Annotated in this window: 17 protein-coding genes; 4 read left to right on the top strand and 13 right to left on the bottom strand. The window is 54.0% G+C overall.

The annotated features are described in order from the left end of the window. Positions 1 to 49: 49 nt before the first annotated feature. The 10 genes from NZM04_08855 to fmt all read right to left on the bottom strand — a co-directional run bounded on the left by NZM04_08855 (position 50) and on the right by fmt (position 11397). Positions 50 to 1234, bottom strand: coding sequence for a LysM peptidoglycan-binding domain-containing protein (locus NZM04_08855; GenBank protein ID MCS7064131.1), 1185 nt, complete (start codon positions 1232 to 1234; stop codon positions 50 to 52). A gap of 9 nt (positions 1235 to 1243) precedes the next feature. Then, a complete protein-coding gene (gene murD / locus NZM04_08850) occupies positions 1244 to 2629 on the bottom strand; it encodes a UDP-N-acetylmuramoyl-L-alanine--D-glutamate ligase (GenBank protein ID MCS7064130.1) in 1386 nt (461 codons plus the stop codon). Beyond that, entirely contained in the window at positions 2626 to 3729 is a 1104-nt protein-coding gene (gene mraY, locus NZM04_08845; GenBank protein ID MCS7064129.1) for a phospho-N-acetylmuramoyl-pentapeptide-transferase, read from the bottom strand. Before mraY ends, murD begins: the two co-directional genes overlap by 4 nt. A 5-nt stretch (positions 3730 to 3734) precedes the next feature. After that, on the bottom strand, positions 3735 to 5129 hold the full coding sequence (gene murF / locus NZM04_08840) for a UDP-N-acetylmuramoyl-tripeptide--D-alanyl-D-alanine ligase (protein MCS7064128.1): 1395 nt from the start codon (positions 5127 to 5129) through the stop codon (positions 3735 to 3737). Between the two features lie 5 nt (positions 5130 to 5134). Continuing rightward, positions 5135 to 6640 carry a UDP-N-acetylmuramoyl-L-alanyl-D-glutamate--2,6-diaminopimelate ligase gene (locus NZM04_08835; GenBank protein ID MCS7064127.1) on the bottom strand — a complete coding sequence of 502 codons (1506 nt, stop codon included), beginning with the start codon at positions 6638 to 6640 and terminating at the stop codon, positions 5135 to 5137. Continuing rightward, positions 6637 to 8427 (bottom strand): penicillin-binding protein 2, encoded by a 1791-nt coding sequence (locus NZM04_08830; GenBank protein ID MCS7064126.1) that lies wholly within the window; start codon positions 8425 to 8427, stop codon positions 6637 to 6639. Before NZM04_08830 ends, NZM04_08835 begins: the two co-directional genes overlap by 4 nt. Continuing rightward, the gene (locus NZM04_08825) at positions 8424 to 8771 is read right to left on the bottom strand and encodes a septum formation initiator family protein (protein MCS7064125.1); all 348 of its coding nucleotides are present in this window, start codon (positions 8769 to 8771) and stop codon (positions 8424 to 8426) included. Before NZM04_08825 ends, NZM04_08830 begins: the two co-directional genes overlap by 4 nt. Then, positions 8764 to 9780 carry a 16S rRNA (cytosine(1402)-N(4))-methyltransferase RsmH gene (gene rsmH, locus NZM04_08820; protein MCS7064124.1) on the bottom strand — a complete coding sequence of 339 codons (1017 nt, stop codon included), beginning with the start codon at positions 9778 to 9780 and terminating at the stop codon, positions 8764 to 8766. The genes NZM04_08825 and rsmH overlap by 8 nt, the downstream gene beginning before the upstream one ends. Further along, positions 9702 to 10118: a division/cell wall cluster transcriptional repressor MraZ gene (locus tag NZM04_08815; protein MCS7064123.1), complete on the bottom strand. Its 417-nt coding sequence runs from the start codon at positions 10116 to 10118 to the stop codon at positions 9702 to 9704. The genes rsmH and NZM04_08815 overlap by 79 nt, the downstream gene beginning before the upstream one ends. Positions 10119 to 10437: 319 nt before the next feature. Further along, positions 10438 to 11397: a methionyl-tRNA formyltransferase gene (gene fmt / locus NZM04_08810; GenBank protein MCS7064122.1), complete on the bottom strand. Its 960-nt coding sequence runs from the start codon at positions 11395 to 11397 to the stop codon at positions 10438 to 10440. 55 nt (positions 11398 to 11452) lie between these two features. Here fmt and NZM04_08805 point away from each other — a divergent pair, with 55 nt between their 5' ends. From NZM04_08805 to NZM04_08790, 4 genes are all read left to right on the top strand, one after another. Further along, positions 11453 to 12430 carry an L-threonylcarbamoyladenylate synthase gene (locus NZM04_08805; protein ID MCS7064121.1) on the top strand — a complete coding sequence of 326 codons (978 nt, stop codon included), beginning with the start codon at positions 11453 to 11455 and terminating at the stop codon, positions 12428 to 12430. Between the two features lie 35 nt (positions 12431 to 12465). Continuing rightward, on the top strand, positions 12466 to 13167 hold the full coding sequence (locus NZM04_08800; GenBank protein MCS7064120.1) for a hypothetical protein: 702 nt from the start codon (positions 12466 to 12468) through the stop codon (positions 13165 to 13167). Positions 13168 to 13238: 71 nt separating this feature from the next. After that, a complete protein-coding gene (locus tag NZM04_08795) occupies positions 13239 to 14180 on the top strand; it encodes an SDR family oxidoreductase (protein ID MCS7064119.1) in 942 nt (313 codons plus the stop codon). Between the two features lie 54 nt (positions 14181 to 14234). Beyond that, the gene (locus NZM04_08790) at positions 14235 to 15632 is read left to right on the top strand and encodes a S41 family peptidase (protein ID MCS7064118.1); all 1398 of its coding nucleotides are present in this window, start codon (positions 14235 to 14237) and stop codon (positions 15630 to 15632) included. Here NZM04_08790 and NZM04_08785 read toward each other — a convergent pair. From NZM04_08785 to NZM04_08775, 3 genes are all read right to left on the bottom strand, one after another. Next, positions 15622 to 16473: an ABC transporter substrate-binding protein gene (locus tag NZM04_08785; protein MCS7064117.1), complete on the bottom strand. Its 852-nt coding sequence runs from the start codon at positions 16471 to 16473 to the stop codon at positions 15622 to 15624. The genes NZM04_08790 and NZM04_08785 overlap by 11 nt on opposite strands. Before the next feature lie 9 nt (positions 16474 to 16482). Further along, positions 16483 to 18213, bottom strand: a complete 1731-nt coding sequence (locus NZM04_08780; GenBank protein MCS7064116.1) for a 4-alpha-glucanotransferase — start codon at positions 18211 to 18213, stop codon at positions 16483 to 16485. 94 nt (positions 18214 to 18307) lie between these two features. Further along, the coding region (locus tag NZM04_08775) for a hypothetical protein (protein ID MCS7064115.1) at positions 18308 to 19015 on the bottom strand (708 nt) is incomplete at its 5' end.

Here is a 19015-nt window from a genome sequence, read left to right as displayed (position 1 = left end):
TGTATCGGCGACAGAGCGCGCACTTCGGACCAACCTACGGTTTTTATATTTATCGCATTACGATGTCGGTGCTGATGGGAATAGAGACGGTGGATGTTTGCCTGGAGGGATCGGGTGTTTGTTTTTTAGTTTTTTTGGCTAAGGTCGTGTGGGCTGGTAAAGCGAGACGCATGCCGACGCGCAGACGACTCGGGTCGGTGAGTTGATGGGCATTTACAGCTAAGATTTTGTCTACGGTCGTATCATACTTGCGAGCTATGCTATAGAGGGTTTCGCCTGGGGCCACACGGTGAACGGCAACACTGGATGGGATGACTGTTTTTTTCGGTTTCGGCTGTGCCACTTTGGCGTTCGTTTTTGTTGGCGCCGGCGAGGTGGGGGCTGTAGCCGCATGAAGGCTTGGACTCGAGGTGTCCGGCGCTGGAACTGTGACAGTCCCAGAACGTTGAATGACGAGTTTTTGGCCTGCGCGGATTTTGTTTGGATCTTTGATGTTGTTCCATGCCATGAGCTCTTGGAGGCTTACTCCATATAGGGAGCGGATTTTTCCAAGAGTCTCTCCTGGCTTTATTTCATGGGTGATTGCAGTCGGTGATGGGGTCGCAGCAGGGTCTGGTGGTGAAAGTAGGGTCTGATTTTCAGCGAGAACTTGTTGTGGAGCCGTCGCCGGTGTGGTCGTGGCGAAGGGTTCCTGCATGCCTCCGTATCCTGGCGGCACTCCGTCGGAGAGAGAAGGGGGAGTGTAAGGGATGCTCGCCTCGGGCAGTGTGGTGGCAGTGGGAGGTGGAGTCGGGCTTGCTGCTGCTAGGGGAGGAGTTGCCTGAGGCGGCGTTGGAGCTTGGGTGGCTAGTGCGGGCTCAGGCGCTGGAGTGGGCGTCTGCACCGTGGGAGCTGGGGGCTCGGGGACGGAGAGACGAGCCTCAAATGTGGGTGTCGGGCTTTGAGGGGCGGGTGCAGAGGTTGTAGTCTCGACGCTCGATAATCCTGCTGCTGGTTCGCTCGATGAGGTGGATGTTAGCTCAGTCCCAGTGCTGGGCTCGTAGGTGTTATAGTTAGCCGGATCTGGACGCGGGGCTTGGGTGTAGTCCATGTGCGCAGCGTCGAGATTGGGGGTTTTGAGGAGGTTATAGATACTGATGCCGCCGATCACGAGGACGTGAAGAGCGAGCACTGCGATGAAGACGGTCACGAGTTTAAGACCGCCGGTTTCGTTTTGTGGGGTTTCGTTTTCCATAGGTTGGTGTTAGGTTGAGGTTGTTATGTGGTTTTGTGGTTGAAGTTTCGTCAACACGTATTGACGAAACGTCTCGCCGCGATGTTTGTAGTCTCGAAACATGTCGAAACTTGCGCATCCGGGCGAGAGGAGGACAGCTTCTCCAGCACGGGCTAGTGAAGCTGCTCGATTGACCGCTTCCTCGAGGGAGTCGGCCAAAGTGGTCGGGAGGTGAGCTTGCCACGCGGATTGAATTTTGTGGCGGGCTTCACCGATGAGGACTGCATGGCGGGCGTAGCGGGCGACAGCCGGGGCGATACTGGCGAAGTCGAGGTCTTTATCTTTGCCGCCAGCGATGAGGATTGTGGGGCGATCGAGGGCTTCCAGGGCGCGGACGACGGCATCGAGGTTTGTGCCTTTTGAGTCGTTGACGTAGAGGACGCCGTTTAGGGTGGCTATGGGTTCGCAACGGTGGGCTTGGGCTTTGTAGGAACGGAGGGCTTGAAGGGTGGCTTCGCGTGGGATGTGGAGGGCATCGGCGGCTGCAAGAGCGGCGAGGAGGTTTTCGGCGTTGTGTTTACCGATGAGCTGAATTTCTTGGATGGAGAGGCAAGGGGTGCCGTGGGCGATGAGTTGGTTGTTTTCAAGTTTGTAATCAGCGTGTGGATAGAGGTGCGGCGAGGCTGTGAAGGTGATGGATTGTGCGCGGGGAGGGAGGAGAGGGGTGAGGTTGGCGTTGTGGATGAGGGTGTCGCGGGGCGTCTGGCGTGCGGTGAGTTTCCATTTGGTGCGGGCGTAGGCTTCGAAGGAGTCGTAGCGGTCGAGGTGGTCGGGGGTGATGTTAAGAATGAGGGCGATGTGAGGGTGGAAGAGGTGGGTTTGCTCAAGTTGGAATGAGCTGACCTCGAGCACGAGGTAGTCTAGGTGGTGGATTTGATCGAGGATTTGTGTGATAGGAGTGCCGATGTTGCCGGCGGCGATGGAGCGTTTACCTGCGGTGATGAGGATGTGATGGATCAGCTCGGTGGTGGTGGTTTTGCCATTGGTGCCTGTAATTGCGATGATTGGGCAGGTGAGGTGTGGAGCGACGAGGTCAAGCTCGGATGTGAGTGGGCTGTCGTGTGTGAGAGCTTGAATTTCTGGGCGGCGAGGGTCTATACCCGGGCTGATGAAGGTGCGGGTGAAAGGAGCTTGGGAAGAGATGAAGGATTGCACTTTGGGGTCGCGAGGAGAGCCTAGGATAACGGGGATGGAGAGTTTTCGAAGGGTCTCAGCAGCGGCGCGAGAGGAAGGGGTGTCGTGCTCGTCCCATGCGGTGAGGCGTTCTCCTTGCTTGTGGAGCCATTGTGCAGTGGCGAGTCCGGATAGGCCGAGGCCGAGGATCATTGTGTGAGATGGGTGGGATGCTGTGTTCATCTGAGCTTGAGGCTGGTGAGGGCTAAGACAGCGAAACCGGCGCTGAGGATCCAGAAGCGGATGGTGACTTGTGTTTCCGTCCATCCTTTGAGTTCAAAGTGGTGGTGGAGGGGGGACATGGCGAAGATGCGTTTACCTGTTAGCTTGAAGGAGGCGACTTGAAGCATGACGGAGAGTGCTTCAAGGACGAAGACACCGCCTGCGATAACGAGGAGGAGTGGTTGGCAAACGCAGATGGCGATGACGGCGAGTGCGCCGCCGATGGCAAGGGAGCCGGTGTCGCCCATGAAGACGCGGGCGGGGTGACAGTTATACCAGAGGAAGCCGAGAGCTGCTCCAGCCAGGGCGGCGGTGAAGATGACGAGTTCGTTACTACCTGGAACGTAGGTGAATCGGAGGTAGTTTGCCAATTCGACGTGGCCGGCGACGTAGGCGATGACGGCGTAAGTCATGGCGACGGTGGCGGTGCATCCTGCAGCTAGGCCATCTAGGCCATCGGTGAGATTGACGGCGTTGGAGGCGCCCATTACGACGAGGATGAAGAAGGGGAGGGTGAGAAAGCCCATGTTGTGGATTAGCGGTTCCTTCATGAATGGGATGTCGAGCCGCTGAACGATGGAAGTAGTTTGCGGATGGTGGATGAGGATGTAGCCGGCGAGGAGGGCGACGAGGGCTTGGGCGATGAGCTTGAATCGTCCGGCGATGCCTTCGGAGTTTTTGCGGGTGACTTTGATGTAGTCGTCGATGAATCCGACTAATCCGAGGGCGAGGAAGGATCCAAGGACAATCCAGACGAGGAAAATATCCCAGCGGCACCAAAGTAGGGTAGAGAGGGTGACGGCAATGATGATGAGGATACCTCCCATGGTGGGGGTGCCTTTCTTGCTGCTGTGGAGATCGGCGAGGACATGAACTTCTTCTTTGGATCGGAGAGGTTGACCAAGCTTGAGACGACGCAGGAGGCGTATTGTAAGGGGGCCGAGGAAGAGGCAGAAGAGGAAGGCAAAGATGGCAGCTCCCATGGCTCGGAATGAGGTGTAACGGAAGACGTTGAGGCCGCTGATCCAGATATCGTCGAATTTGTGGAGTTCGTAGAGCATAGTGGTTAGTTTTGGTAATGTTGTTGTAGGGCCTCTGCGATGGTTTCGAGAGCCACAGATCTAGAGCCTTTGATGAGAAGTGCTGTGTGAGGTTGAAATTTTTCGATTGCGCGTGGTATGGCTTCGGAGGCAGATGGGTAGATAAATATGCGGGAGGGTGGGAAGCCGCTTAGTAGGGCGCCTTCTTGTATGGAAGCGGCGTGGGGGCCTACGGCGATGATCCAATCCAGTGGATGGGAGCCTGCGAAACGGCCTATTTCGAGGTGTTCTATGGGGGCGCAATCGCCGAGTTCGGCCATTGAGCCGAGGATGGCGGCTTTGTGTGGGATGTCGTTTAGCTCGATGAGTGTGGTGAGGGCAGCGATCATTGAGTCTGGATTGGCGTTGTAGCAGTCGTTGAGTAAGGTGCGTTGGTTTTGGAGAGAGATGATTTGCATGCGGAGGTGGGGCAAGCGGAGGTGAGCGATGGCGGCTTGAATTTCGGGGAGGCTGAGTCCAGCCCAGTGTGCGGCTGCGGAGGCTTGTAGGACGTTGTAGAGGAGGAATTTTGCTGGGGAAGGAAGGGTTGCGGAGATCGATCCGTGAGGGGAGTGTAGAGTGAAGTGAATTGAGTGGAGAGAGGAGTGATGAATTTCAGCACGCCATGTGGCGGTGGTGGATTCTAGGCCTACGAGGGTGGTGGGGGTGGTGGGGTAGCGATGTTGAATCCATGGGGTCCACGGGTCGTCAGCGTTGAGAATGGCTTGTCCATCGGGGGAGAGATGCTGAAGGATGGAGCTTTCCTCTTGGGCTACGGCTTCTTGGTTTTTGAAAAACTCGAGGTGTTCGCGTCCGATATTGGTGATGAGGACGAGATCGGGTTGGACGATCTGAGCTAGGGTGGTGATTTCGCCGGGGTGGTTGGTGCCGAGCTCTACGACGGCGAAATGGTGGGCTGGAGTAATTGTGAGGAGGGTGAGTGGGACACCAATGTGGTTGTTGTAGTTGGCGTATGTTTGGGTAATGGTGAAGCGGCGACTAAGGATTTGTGCGAGGATGTCTTTGGTGCTGGTTTTGCCGTTGGATCCGACGATGGCGATAACGTCAGCAGGGAGGGAGTTGCGGTAGTGGGCGGCTATGGATTGGAGGGCTTTGAGGGTGTCGTTGACGAGGAGTATGGGGAGATGGGGTGGAACGGGTTGGCTTGGGGGACGGGATAGGCAAAGGGCAGCTGCGTGTTTATCGATGGCTTGTTGGATGAAGTCGTGTCCATCGAAGCGGTCGCCTTGGAGTGCGAGGAAGAGATCGCCTGGTTGCAGGGATCGTGTATCGGTGTGGATGCGCTGGATGGGGGTATCGGCGTCACCTTGGATCAGGCGTCCTTGTGTCCAGGAGAGGAGAGTGGTGAGAGCAAGCTGCATGGTAGTTAGGGGTGAGGGAGTTGGTTAATGATTTGTCGGGCGACTTCGATGTCATTGAAGGGGGTAAAGATGGGGCCGATTTGTTGGGTGGTCTCATGGCCTTTTCCGGCGATGAGGACAATTTCTCCTGGAATGGCTTGGCGCAAGGCAGTGGAGATGGCTTCACGGCGATCTTCGATAATGAGGTAGTTGGTTTTGCCGATGGCATCAGCGCCTTCGGCCATGTCGTTGAGGATGTCGCTCAAGCTTTCGTAGCGGGGGTTATCGGCTGTGAAGATGGCGAAGTCTGCGTGTTGTAGGGCAGACTGTGCCATGAGAGGGCGTTTTGAGCGGTCGCGATTGCCGCCACATCCGATGACGATGGTGAGGCGGGAGGGGTGGAGTTGCCGAAGGGTGAGTAGTGCTTTTTCTACTGCATCAGGGGAATGAGCGTAGTCTACGATCGCGGTGGCGCCATTAGGTGTGGTGCCTGCTTTTTCCATGCGGCCTGGGACGTGGGGGGCTTGGCGGAGGGTTTCGATGATTTTTGGGGGAGGTAGACCTTTGAAATATGCGGCAGCGAATGCGGCTGTGGCATTGTAGACGTTGTAGTGGCCGATTAGTGGAATTTCGATTGTGTATTGAGTCTGGTTTATGCTGAGGGTAAAGCTTTGTCCGTGTGAGCGGAGGGAGTGGTTGGAGATGAGAATGGAGGGAGAGGCGGTGACGTTAAAGCCGAAGGTTTGGATTGGGTGTGGGAAATGTTCGGCACGTAGTTCTTGCGATAGGCGTAAGCCGTAGGTGTCATCTGTGTTGATGATTGCGAAGGGGTGCGGTTTTGAGGTGTGGGCAAGGGTTGTGAAAAGAATTTTTTTTGCTTGATAGTAGTTTTCCATGGTGCCGTGGTAGTCGAGGTGGTCTGGGGTGAGGTTCATGAAGATAGCGATATCAAACGGGATTCCCTCAGTGCGGCCTTGATGGAGAGCGTGAGAGGAGACTTCTAATGCAGCGGCGGTGAGGCCTTGTCGCTTCATGGTAAAAAACATGTGTTGTAGGTCGCTTCCTTCTGGAGTAGTGCGGGAGGCGGGTAGGATGCGTTGGCCGAGGTCGTAATGGACGGTGCCGATGAGTCCACAGGGGTGACCGAGTTGATTGAAGAGGTGTTGAACGAGGAAGGCGGTGGTTGTTTTTCCGTTGGTGCCGGTGATGCCGATGAGGGTGAGGTCTTTTGCTGGGTGTTGGTAAAAATGGGCGGATACGGGCCCGAGTTTTCTTCGGATATCTTTAGCATGAATGAGTGTCGAGGTTGTGGAGTTGAGGATGGGGAGCACTTCGAGCGCGATAGCGGAGGCGCCTTTTTTTGAGGCTTCTTCCGCGATTTGTTGAAGTGGCGTGTGGTCTGTGCTCCAGGCGAGAAAAAAATCTCCGGGTCGCGTTTTACGGGAGTCGTAGGAGATTCCGTGTATTTTGCGACGGGTGGTTCCGCGGATTTCGATGGGATCGAGGATGGGGATGAGCTCTTCGAGAATCATGGGTATTCCTCCGCATTGTAGTAGGATGAGATTTCGGGATCTATGGATACGGATCTTGATGAGGGTTTGGCTTGATGGAGTGGATATTGAGGAGCGGGATTTGTTGATTCTCTGGGGATGCCGAGATATTCAGCGATTTGTTCACCTATGTAGCTAAACCAAGGGGCTGCGACTCGACCGCCGTAAAATTCCTTGTTGCTTGGCTCGTCGACGATGACGAGGATGAGGACTTGTGGGTCATCTTCTGGAAAATAACCAATAAAGGAGGAAACGTATTTTTGGCGTGAGTAACTGCCGTCAATAAATTTTTGTGCTGTGCCGGTTTTTCCTGCTACGCGGCCTTCTAAGCCTTTTATATTTGCAGCTTGCGCAGTGCCATCGCGCGATACGACGCTTCTGAGCGATTGTGAGACGAGGCGTGCGGTATGAGGGGTGATGACTTGTCGAACGATTTGAGGTTTGTATTCTTTCTCTATTCGGCCATTAGAGTCTGTGATGCGTTTTATCACACGCGGCATCATGAGGCGGCCGCCGTTTGCAATGACACACATCGCGTTGGCCATTTGAAGCGGGGTAGCCGCAACTTCCTGACCTATAGGGATACGTGTGATAGAGAGTTTTGTCCATTGATGGACAGGTCGAAGGATGCCTGCGGCTTCACCTTGGTTGTGGAGGATTTGGGTGCGTTGACCAAAGCCGAATCGCCAAGCGTAATCGTAGAGGCGGTCTGCGCGTAGCATTAGAGCTATTTTTGCGAAGCCGATGTTGCTGGATTTCATCATAATTTCTTCGACGGTGAGAAGCCCGTGGGGTTGTGTATCGCGAAGCCATTCGTTTGCGTAGAAGAAGTGGCCGTTTTCGCAGTCGATGGTATCATCGAGATTGACGAGGCCTTCGTTAATAGCAGCTGCTAGGGTGACGATTTTGAAGGTGGATCCAGGCTCGAGGATGTCGGTGAGGCAGCGGTTGCGGACGGAGGAAAGTTGCGTAGGACGAAAGTTTGGATTAAAGCTTGGTCGATTACCCATTGCCAGAATTTCGCCGGTTTTGGGTCGCATAACTATGACATGAGCAGCGTGAGGACGGTGCTCAGCCATGATGCCATCTAGGCTTTCTTCGATGATGTGTTGGATACTTAAATCAATCGTAAGGGTAACGTCGTATCCATCTACGGGTGGAGTCTCATCGCGTATAAAAGCAGGGATAGGCCTTTGACGGCCGTCTTTGTCTACAACTCTCTCGCCAGGGATACCGGACAAGTATCTGTCCATGGCGCGTTCAATTCCGGCAGCACCGGTGCCGTTGTGATTTAGAAACCCGAGAAGGTTGGCCAATAGTTCTTGATTGGGGTAATTTCGTATAGAACGTTCTTCAAAAATCAATCCGGGTGTACGATAAGACCGTAGCCGCTCTATCACATCATGAGGGACATTTTGCTTAATGAGCAGATATCGATTTTTGGGATCTATAAGTCGTTGTAGGTGAAAAAGTGGGATATCCAATTCCTGCGCTATTGTTGGGATCACCTTGGGAGATTTCAAAATAAGTTCACAATCCATTCGCACATCATAAACTGTGATTGTCTGTGCTAAGGCTTGGCCATGAATATCAAAAATGCTGCCTCGTCTGGCGGGTAGTGGGATTTTTCCGACGTGTCTTTTCTCCGCGTATTGTTTGTATTTTTCTTGATGAATGAGTTGTATGTGAATCAGACGAAGAGATACCGCTGTGAACCCGATCACCATGAAAAATATGGGGAGGAAGACACGATACTGAATGATTTTCATCGGACAGCACCTCCCTGGGTGTGAGATGCGATGCGGTCATTACCTCGCTGAATATAAATCACAGGCACTTCGTTAATACTGACGAAGTTGTAGTTGCGGATTCTCCGTTTCAACTCTTGGGGAGCTTTTAAATTATCTAAATCAGCTTGTAAAACGGCAGTCCTTTGTCTCAAGAGTGCATATTCTTTCTCTAGACGAGCGGTCTCTTCAGCCACGGTGATGATTTGGTTTTTGTAGTGCAAAAACAAAAGTCCAAGCACTGCTAGAAATACGAGCATCGCGCCCCAACCTAGTATTGGAGCCCAATGAAGGTTGGCAGATGAGAGGCGGCGATTTCTACTCATATTTGCCTCCTATTTTGTAGGCAATGCGGAGACGGGCAGAGCGGCAACGTGAGTTGTCACGTATTTCATTCTTATCAGGCAGCCATCTCTCTACTTTTGAAAATAATGCGAGTGCCCCGTTTTGTTCTCCCTCTCGGGTCTGGGCATAGGATGCGTGGTGATGCCGCATAAAGTGTTTCACCAAGCGATCTTCTCCAGAATGGAAACTGATGACCGCCAGCCTGCCTCCTGGCTTTAAGCCCACTACCGCTCCTTCAAGGCCCTCTCTCAACGCCCCTAGTTCATCATTCACAGCTATCCGTATGGCTTGAAATAAACGCGTCGCAGGATGTATTCGGGAAGCGCGAGAGGTCTTCACAATCTCACAAGCGAGCTGGGCTAGCTCTCTGGTGCGTTTCCATGGGGTCAATTTGCGTCGTCTCACAATCGCTCGCGCTAAGGTGCGGGCATGACGTTCGCCTCCGTATACGGCGATCACCTCCCTTAAGGATTCTTCACTCCATGTATTCAAAACCTCTTCTGCCGTTAATTTTTGGCGTTGATCCATCCGCATGTCTAGAGGACCATCCTCCATAAAACTAAACCCTCTCTCGGCCGAGGCGATCTGGGGCGAGGATAACCCTAGATCCATGATCACCCCATCAACTTTTGGAATTTGCGCTGTATCAAAAAGCTTTTTCATCATTCTGAAATTCTCCCGGTAAAAACAGAAATGGTTTCCCCATCGAACTTCGAAACGTTTAGCTGCTCGAGCCGCCTCCTCATCTTGGTCCAAAGCCCAGACTCGACATCCTCGTTCCAACAAAGCCAACGAATACCCTCCTCTTCCAAAAGTCGCATCCAACCAAAATTCGCCTTCGACGGGCTGCGTCGCTTCCAAAAAGCGCCCAAGCAACACTGGCACATGCTCCACTTCATACCGGCCATTCATTAGCTCACACCCGACTTTGATTGATGGAGTTGCTTTAACAACTCCTCCACCAATGGCATCCCGCGTTGCTCCTTCCATGTCTCCGCAGCCCATATTTCAAAGTGGTCGCCCCTTCCGCACATCACCACGTGCTTGCGCAAGCCCGCATGCTTTCGCAACCGTTCTTTAATCATAAAACGACTCTGCTTGTCTCGATCCCATTGAATAAGCTGAGCAACAGCATACAACGCCCGTAAATGCTCACGGCGCGGGTCATCCTCCCCGAGGAAACGCCATTCCTCCTGTAGGCGGCTAAGCCATGAAGCAGGATAGACACGCAGACACCCTTCCGCCGGGAAGGCGTATAGGTAAGTCTCAAAGATCTCCGAACGCCACTCAGCGGGAATAGCCACACGCCCTTTTTCATCCAACGACATACAAAAAGTATCCGTATAAGTTGCGACCAACGGTGGTGGCGTCATAAAGACTAAATTTCAATCCCCACTTTTTCCCATTATTCCCCACTTTTGTCAACGCTATTCCACGCAAATTCCTTTCAAAACACCTTGAACAGCAACGATTAACAAAGACCCTTTTTACTAAATATGCGTAAAAAGTCTAGCCCGTCATCATATTGTGTCTTCGTAAAAGACCCATACTATAGGCTGTATAGTCTGGCAACAAAATTCCTGAATTTTTTTAATTTTTATTTCTAGACCCTTTTGTTCCCAGTCTAGGAATTCCTCTGCCCCACCCTCACTCCCCAAGAATAGTTCCGATAGCGATTGGATGTCCTAAAATAAAATCTCTGGCATGCATCCGCCGTCGTCCTTCCAGTTGCACTTCTCTCAAGAGCAAGCCGCCAGTCTCTCCGCACGCCACAAGAATTCCGTGACGATCTGTTCGCAACACTTCACCCGCACGTCCTCGAGCACGCCTGGACAAAATCGTCGAATAAATCTTCATCACGCCGCTACACCCGTTAGCTAAGCGAACGGTTGTATATGCCCCTGGCCACGGCTGTAAGGCTCGGATCTGCGCATCAATTGCTTCGCGACTCTGCGTCCAGTCTATCTTACCATCCTCGCGTAGAATTTTTTTTGTCCACGAAGGCTCTCCCGACTGAGGGATTCGTGTAATCTGCCCGCTCTGAATACGTCTCACCGCCTCTATGATCATCTTACTTCCCAGCTCTGCAAGGCGATCATGAAGCGTCACTGCCGTTTCTCGTCTTCGCAAACGCACGCGTTCCTGTAGAAAAATATCTCCCGTGTCCAATCCTTCATCCATCCACATGATCGTCACACCTGTCTCTTTTTCTCGATTTAATATTGCCGTCTGGATCGGCGAAGGACCGCGATATTTTGGCAACAGTGAAGCGTGGATATTCAAGCAACCAAGCCGCGGCAAATCTAAGACGGGGCGTTTCAATATCTGCCCATAGGCAGCCACGACCATTAGATCCGGAGCTTCATACCGCAACTGCTCCAAGATTCCCCCTTCGTGAAAACGTTCGGGTTGATAAATGCGGCAGCCAATTTCAAAAGCGGCTTTTTTCACAGGCGAGGGCTGGCAGGCCAACCCGCGCCCCGACGGGCGATCAGGCTGTGTGACCACTGCGATTATTCTCACCCGATCGTCTTTTGCTAGAGCGTTTAAAGCTGGCACAGCAAAAGCTGAAGTGCCGACAAACACAATCTTCAAACTTTGACTCATGCCCCAGCTCCGCTAGTGATTCACACTTACCTCAGTCTATAACCCATCCTCCATTGTGAAAGCAAGCCTCATCCCTCTGGAGATCGCTCTTGAAATGTTGCGTCGCGGAGAGTGCGTAGCCATTCCTACGGAGACTGTCTACGGCCTAGCCGCTGATGCTACGCGTCCAGACTCAGTCGCTCGCATCTTTGCTTGGAAAGGCCGTCCAGCTTTCAATCCACTCATTGTCCACGGATCCTCATACGAAGCGCTGCTACCGTATGCGCATTTCAACCCGCTTGCTGAGAGACTGGCTAAGGCTTTTTGGCCTGGTCCCTTGACGCTGGTGCTCCCCAAAAAGGAAACGATCCCTGAAATCGTCACCGCTGGACACGCCACCGTAGCCGTGCGCGTCCCGAATCATCCGTTAACTTTGACTCTCCTCCGAGAGCTGGATTTTCCTCTTGCAGCACCTAGCGCCAATCGCTCCGGGCGCATAAGCCCGACTTGTGCGCGTGATGTCATGGATGAATTTGAGGCATTTCCTTTAGGCATTTTAGATGGAGGCCCGTGCTCAATAGGGCTTGAATCCACCGTCCTTTACGTGCCGCAAGAGCCTGATCGCCCTCCTAAAATACTGCGACCGGGAGGAGTTGCTCTAGAGACGCTGCAGGCTTTTTTGGGGCAGCCAATCGATATAGAGTCAACCGCTTCGCCAGAGGCCGGATATCGTTCCCCTGGCCTTCTGAGCACTCACTATGCGCCAAGCAAGCCTCTTCATCTTATCTCGCCGGAGGAGCCTCATGATCCCCCTCCGCGTGCTGCTTGGATTGGCTATGGGGCCACGACGCCTTCTGGTTATGATAAGATTTGGAATCTTTCGACTGCTATCGATAGTATTGAAGCGGCACCGCGTTTATTTCAAGCGTTGCGAGCCTTTGATCGTGATCCGACGTTGCTAGTGGCTTACGCATGGGAATGGCCAGAGGAAGGGCTTGGCCGCGCGATAAACGATCGCCTTCGCCGTGCTTCGACGAAAAAAAATTTGCCTTAAGTGAAACTGATACTTTACTAGATGCGTATCACGATATGCTCCAAGACTCACCCGTAGGCAGTGTATTTGCGGAGACTCCATGTGAGAGGAGAGCAATTCATCTTTTTCGAGAGCATTATGAGAAGGCTGCACAGGAGCTGGGGAAGACGCCCTACGCCATTCCAGTGATTGAGCGTCGAGATGGCACACATCTTTTGGGGAAGAACTCAGTCATGCCGCGTAGCGATCGCTGTTACGTCTTCGATTTGCACACGCTGAAATTTCTCAGCTGTGCCATTTTGGATCTAGCCAAAAAGGTGGATCAAGGGCGAATTATTGGAGTCTGGCAGGACTTCGACTACTACAGGGAGGAAGACGCGCGATTCAAAGCACTAGCTCAGACTTTTGAATCCATACGTGTCTGGGGTTGTGGGCAGACTCCATCGAGGCGCAAACGCGTGGATTTCTGTCAGACACAGGACCCGCGCATTCTCAAGTATTGGATCACGCTCTTTCGGAGTGCGGGATGCCGTGCAGTTCTGATAGCTCGCCAAATCAATAAAACGAGCGATCCTGCAAAAAAACGTTTTGTCGGATTTTACACCTTCAATCCGTATATGGTGAAATGGATAGCCTGGCGCTTTAATCTATGCTGTTGTGGCATCGGCAAGCTCTTTGATCAGTGGGAAGATGAACTTCATTTGCCTCAGATCAAAATGTCTGAATTGCGGGCTATTGAAAAAGGCCAACGTTTCTGAAACGCAATCTCTGTCCATTCGATAAAGGCTCGCCACGGCAGTTGGCTTGTGTATAAGGCTACAAATTTTCTATGAAAGTTGCAGTAGTCACCGGTGCAGCCGGCTTTCTTGGGAGCCATCTTACGGATCGTCTCTTGGGGGAAGGTTATCAAGTTATCGGGATAGATAATTTCCTCACTGGGCATGCGGATAATATCGCGCATTTGGCTCGCGAGCCTCGATTTTCCTTTATTGAGCAGGATGTTACAGAATTTATACATGTGCCTGGAGCGGTTCATGCGGTTTTTCATTTTGCATCGCCTGCGAGTCCGATGGATTACCTTGAGTTGCCGATTCAGACGTTGAAGGTGGGTTCTTTAGGCACGCACCGGTCGCTGGGTCTTGCAAAGGCGAAGAAAGCGACCTACCTCTTAGCGTCGACATCGGAAGTCTATGGTGATCCTCTCGTGCATCCTCAAAAGGAGGAGTATTGGGGTAACGTAAATGCGATAGGGCCGCGTGGAGTGTATGATGAAGCGAAGCGTTTTGCCGAAGCTATGACTATGGCTTATCATCGCACGCATGGTGTCGATACCAAAATCGTGCGGATTTTTAATACTTACGGTCCGAGAATGCGGCTTCGTGATGGGCGTGTAGTGCCGTCATTTATTGGTGCGGCGCTTCGTGGGGAGCCGCTTACTGTCTTTGGGGATGGTTTACAGACGCGAAGTTTTTGCTACGTCTCGGACTTGATTGACGGAATTTTTCGGCTTTCTCAATCGCCCTACCATGAGCCGTGCAACATCGGCAACCCGGATGAAATGACGATCCGGCAGTTTGCAGAGAAGATTATTGCGATCACTGGCTCTTCGAGCACGATTGAATATAAGCCACTGCCTCAAGATGACCCGAAACAGCGGCGTCCTGACATTACTCGCGCTAAGGCTTGGCTGGGGTGGGAGCCTAGGGTATCGCTCGATGAAGGCCTTAAGGCGACGATTGAATATTTTCGTCCTCGAGTTTTTTCGAACTGACTATTTGTGAGCTCTGTGTCTCGCTGCTCTTTGATAGTGCGAGGGCTATTGGGCGTGCTGCTAGCGGGGTTTTTTTGCTTTCAACTTTATCTTGCTGGGCTTTGGGCTGAAGAGCCGCAGGAGGCTACGAAGAAGGAGCATGTGCCAGGTGCTACATCGGCAGCGGAAGAAAAAAAGGCGGAGCCGTTACCGGGCGAGGAGAAGGAAAATCTCTACGAGGAGAGTCTGCTGCTGGCGAAAGTGATTGAGTTGATTCGCGAGCATTATGTTGATGAGTCGAAGACGAGTTATTCTCAACTTTTCAAAGCTGCGCTGAGGGGGATGGTTGCTTCGCTGGATCGGCACAGCCAATTTCTTGATGAAAGAGAGTTTAAGGAGTTGCAAGAGGAGACGGATGGGGATTACGTCGGCGTCGGGATTATTTTAGGGGAACAGGAGGGGCGTCTGGTGATCCTTGCGGCGTTTGAGGGATCGCCTGCGGCTCAAGCTGGGATTCGTCCGGGGGATTGGTTGCATAAAATCAACGATGTTGCTGTCGCGGGTATGACGATAGATGAAGCGGTGGCGCTTTTGCGTGGAAACAGGGGTGAACGGGTGACGATCACTGTGCTACGACAGGAAAGGAAGCCGCTTGATCCCGATAAGCAGGCTGTATCGAGTGGGGAGATGGCGGCTCTTAAGACGTTGAGTTTTGAGGTTACGCGGGATCGGGTGCATGTGAGTAGTGTGAAGGACGTCGGGCTTGTTTCGGAACGTCGAGCTGGAGAGATGCGGATAGGATATGTCCGTCTGGAGCAATTTGGGTCGGCGACGGGAGATGAATTTCGAGCTGCGCTCAAACGGCTTGAGGAGTTGGAAATTGAGGCGTTGATTCTTGATTTGCGAAATAATCCTGGTGGTCTTTTGGATGCGGCGGTGGAGGTGGCTGGTGCGTTTCTTGAGTCGGATAAAATCATCATGACTACGGAGGGGCGCAGTGGGTTGGCTACGATGACGTATCGTGCGCGTGGGTTGACGCCTCCTAAGAAATGGCCGCTTGTTGTGTTGGTGAATGGTTTCTCAGCGAGTGCCTCGGAGATTGTGGCTGGGGCGTTGAAGGATCATAATCGGGCGATGTTGGTTGGTGAGAAGACTTTTGGCAAGGGGTCGGTGCAATCGGTGGTGGCTTTGGATGAAAAGAATGGGCTGCGGTTGACGACAGCTTATTATTACACTCCTCGCCGGACTAAGATTCATGGAGTGGGGATCGATCCGGATATTGTGGTGCCGATTACGCTGGAGCAGGAACGAGCTTTGTATCAGCATCGGTGGGAACGGTATTTGAGGAGTGGTGCGGATGCGCGGATTGATTGGACGGTGGAGGATCCTCAGATGGAGCGGGCGATTTCTGCGTTGAAGAGTGTGCTGGTGCATCGCCAGCAGAGTGGTGGGAACGGTGCGACTAGGCCTTGACGAATTCGAGGTTGATATTTCTGACAGCTGGTGTGAGGCCTGCGTCGGCTGCGCGATCGAGGAAGATGCGGAGGGACTGTGTGGCTTCTGGGGTGAGGTAGAGGGTGACATCGTTGACGTAGCGGGAGATGAATTCATCGGTAAGGGAGGTGGGGGTGCCGCGGGAGAATTGTTGGGCGTATTCGAGGGCTTCGGGACGGTGGTCGAGGGCGAATTGGATTGAGGATCGGATGAGCTTTGCGACTTGGCGTTTGAAGCGGAGGTCGAAGGATTTGCGGATTACGTTTAGGCCGAGAGGCAAGGGGAGTCCGCCGGTTTCTTGTGCCCACCAGGCGGCTAGGTCGAGGCTTAGGGTGAGGCCGTGGTCGGGGTAGGTGAGTTGGGCTTCGTGGATGACGAGGCCGATGTCGGCTTGTTGGTTTTGGATGGTGGGGATGACTTGTTCGTAGGGGACTTCGATTAGGTTGAGGTCGCCGGGGCGTTTTTTGAGGTAGAGAAGTAGGGCGAGGAATGCGCTGGTCATTTTGCCTGGGATTGCGATGCGAGAGCGTGCGATTTGTTCTGGGGTGAGGGATCTGGGGCCGACTAGGCGTGGGCCGAAGTTTACTCCGAATGATGCGCCGCAGGGTAGGACGGCGTAGAGTTTGTGACAGTAGGCGAAGGCGTGGACGGAGACGGCTGTGACGTCGAGCTCGGCGCGGAGGGCGCGTTGGTTGAGGGTTTCGATATCTTGGAGGATGTGTTCGAAAGAGATATCGGGGGAGGTGACGAGGCCTTTGGTGAGGGCGTAGAACATGAAGGCGTCGTCGGCGTCGGGGGTGTGTCCGAGTGTGAGGTGCATAGGAGGGGATTAGAGGCGGCGTTTGTATTCGGCTGCGAGGGAGGCGTAGGTCTCCATGCGGCGGCGTAGGTCGGGTTGGTTGTCGAGTTGGGAGACGGGGTAGGGGATGCGGTAGGTCCAGTTGGTTGGGTCGGCTTTGCCTGGGACGTTGAATCGGCCGGTGTCTGCGAAGACGTCGGTGATCATGGTGATGACCATCCATGCGTTTGAGGAGAGGATGGCGCGGAGGTAGCCGAAGTGGATTTCGTCGGTGTATTGGCGTGGGGGGTTTTGGGCGAGGTGTGGGAGGCCGGCGTAGTGGAGGATGGCTTGGATTTCGGTGCGTGCTTTGGTTGCATCGGTTTCGTTGTCGGAGTCGATGTCTTTCCATGCTTGTTGCCAGGCTAGGGCGAGGGGCATGAGGTCGTGGGTGGCGGGGGCTGCGACGGAGAGGCGGCGGTATGTGCTGGGGGGGGCGTAGTGGCCATCGGGGGTGCGGAGGAATGAGGGGATAGAGAAGCCTGGGATGCCGAGTTTTTCGAGGGAGGGCCAGACGTAGTCTGGGACGACGCCGAGGTCTTCGGCGACGACGGTTGTCTCTCCGGCTGCATCGAGGATCATGGAGAGTAGTTCTTCGCCTTGGGCGCGATTGGCGGCTTTGTGTTCTTCGGTGTCGTCTGGGTATGGTTTGAAGTGGGGGAGTCGGCCGCCGGTGTGGGCGCGGGCTTCTTCTTCGGTGAGGGGGAGGAAGAAGTCGTTTCGATCGGGTGTCCAAGGGAAGGAGTAGAAGCGGTAGAAGCCGAGGACGTGGTCGATGCGGAAGATGTGGAAGGCGCGGGAGATGTTGCGGACGCGGAGGCGCCACCAGTCGAAGTTTCTTTGGCGTAGGACGTCCCAGCGGTAGAGGGGGATGCCCCAGTTTTGTCCCCATTTTTCAGTGAAGGGGTCGGCTTTGAAGACTTTTTCTGGGGGTGCGCCGCCGCACCATTCGAGGTCGAAGATGGAACGGTCGCTCCAGACGTCGGCGGAGTAGCGGGAGATGCCGATGGGGATGTCGCCCATGAGGAAGACGTTTTTGGAGGTGGCGTAGGCTTTGACGGCTTCCCATTGGCGGTAGGCGATCCATTGGACGTAGATGAAGTAGAGGAGTCGGCGTAGGGCTTCGTGGCGTTCTTTGGGGTGGAGGGTGAGGAGCCAGGCGTTGGCACGGCGTGGGGATTGGTGTTCTTCGGGCCAGGTGGGCCAAAGTGGCCAGCCGTGGTGGCGTTCCATGAGGAGGCGGAAGAGGGCGTAGTCGTAGATCCAGTCGGTATGCTCGGTGATGAAGGCGGCGAAGTCGCGGTCGCGGGAGTCGCCGGTGCCGTAGGTGTTTTTGTAGAAGGAGTCGAAGGCGGCTTCGAGGAGTTGGCGTTTGAGTTTTTTGACTTTTTCGTATTGGACGGGGCCGTTGCGGAGGGATTTGAGGAGGGTTGGTTTGGCGATGGTTTTGAATTTTGTTGGGGAGAGGTCGGGGATGGATTCTGGGCGGATGTCGAGGAGGGAGGGCTCGATGGCCATGGCGGAGATGGCGTTGTAGGGGGAGTTGTCGTCGCTGGTTTCGTTGATGGGGAGGACTTGGAGGATGTTGAGGTGGTGGCGGGCGCAGTAGTCGATCATTTGGCGGAGGCCGTCGAGGTCGCCGATGCCGAGGTCGGTTTCTGTGCGGATGGCGGTGACGGGTTGTAGGATTCCGGCGAGTGGTTGGTGTGGTGAAAGTTTCATGGTGAGGGGTAGGGTAGTGGATTTTTTGGATGTGGGCAATAGCCAAGGAGTGCGAGGGGTGAGGTTTGTGAGGTGGGAGGAGGGTGGAGGGAGTTTAATCGGTGGGGGGCGGTTGGAGGGTGGGGATGAGGCGTTGCATGAGGAGGAGTGCGAGTTGGTCGGATTGTTCTTGGAGTGGAGTTTTTGGGGAATTTGGTCGCTTTGGGGAAGGGGCAGGGGCGGCAGTTGCTAGCTCGTCGGTGTGGGCACGGGCGAGGATGCTGCCGGGGAGGGTGAGGTCGTAGGCGGTGGCTTTGATTTGGTAGGGGGATTCTTTTTGGGGATCTTGGGTGGTGGGTTTTTTGTGGACGAGGAGTTCGATGGCGATGTCTGCGTTTTTGCGGATGAATTCGGTTTGGGGGCGGTTGTGGCTGCGGGTGAGGGCGTGGAGGAAGTTGTCTGCGGTGTCGTATGCGCGTTGGAGTGGGGCTGCTAGGTCTTCGTCGACGAAGCGGACGCCGGCTTCGAAAAATGGTGCTGCGAAGCATTCGTCTATGGTGCGGGCATCTGCGGGGGGGATTTGGGGTTCGTTGGGGGATTGGTTTTTTTCTGGGTTTGGGTTGGGGACGATGGATTCAGGGGAAGAGGGGGTGGGGGGGATTTGGTTGCGGTTGATGTAGATGACGATGCGTGGTTTATCGGCGGCGATGTATTTTTCTGAGAATTTTTCGATGATGGTGCGGCGGGGGATGGTGGTGAGGTTGTTTTGGCTCGGTGCGGGGGAGGGGGTGAGGAGGAGGATGGTGAGGCTGAGAGGGGCAAT

The sequence above is a fragment of the Candidatus Methylacidiphilales bacterium genome, assembly GCA_025056655.1.
GTDB lineage: Bacteria > Verrucomicrobiota > Verrucomicrobiia > Methylacidiphilales > JANWVL01 > JANWVL01.
This window is presented reverse-complemented; position numbering and strand designations above follow the sequence as displayed.

Excerpts from the sequence above, each read along its gene's own strand:
- NZM04_08855 (MCS7064131.1), bottom strand. The coding sequence starts at position 1,234 with ATGGAAAACGAAACCCCACAAAACGAAACCGGCGGTCTTAAACTCGTG.
- murD (MCS7064130.1), bottom strand. The coding sequence starts at position 2,629 with ATGAACACAGCATCCCACCCATCTCACACAATGATCCTCGGCCTCGGC.
- mraY (MCS7064129.1), bottom strand. The coding sequence starts at position 3,729 with ATGCTCTACGAACTCCACAAATTCGACGATATCTGGATCAGCGGCCTC.
- murF (MCS7064128.1), bottom strand. The coding sequence starts at position 5,129 with ATGCAGCTTGCTCTCACCACTCTCCTCTCCTGGACACAAGGACGCCTG.
- NZM04_08835 (MCS7064127.1), bottom strand. The coding sequence starts at position 6,640 with ATGATTCTCGAAGAGCTCATCCCCATCCTCGATCCCATCGAAATCCGC.
- NZM04_08830 (MCS7064126.1), bottom strand. The coding sequence starts at position 8,427 with ATGAAAATCATTCAGTATCGTGTCTTCCTCCCCATATTTTTCATGGTG.
- NZM04_08825 (MCS7064125.1), bottom strand. The coding sequence starts at position 8,771 with ATGAGTAGAAATCGCCGCCTCTCATCTGCCAACCTTCATTGGGCTCCA.
- rsmH (MCS7064124.1), bottom strand. The coding sequence starts at position 9,780 with ATGGAAGGAGCAACGCGGGATGCCATTGGTGGAGGAGTTGTTAAAGCA.
- NZM04_08815 (MCS7064123.1), bottom strand. The coding sequence starts at position 10,118 with ATGTCGTTGGATGAAAAAGGGCGTGTGGCTATTCCCGCTGAGTGGCGT.
- fmt (MCS7064122.1), bottom strand. The coding sequence starts at position 11,397 with ATGAGTCAAAGTTTGAAGATTGTGTTTGTCGGCACTTCAGCTTTTGCT.
- NZM04_08800 (MCS7064120.1), top strand. The coding sequence starts at position 12,466 with ATGCTCCAAGACTCACCCGTAGGCAGTGTATTTGCGGAGACTCCATGT.
- NZM04_08795 (MCS7064119.1), top strand. The coding sequence starts at position 13,239 with ATGAAAGTTGCAGTAGTCACCGGTGCAGCCGGCTTTCTTGGGAGCCAT.
- NZM04_08785 (MCS7064117.1), bottom strand. The coding sequence starts at position 16,473 with ATGCACCTCACACTCGGACACACCCCCGACGCCGACGACGCCTTCATG.
- NZM04_08780 (MCS7064116.1), bottom strand. The coding sequence starts at position 18,213 with ATGAAACTTTCACCACACCAACCACTCGCCGGAATCCTACAACCCGTC.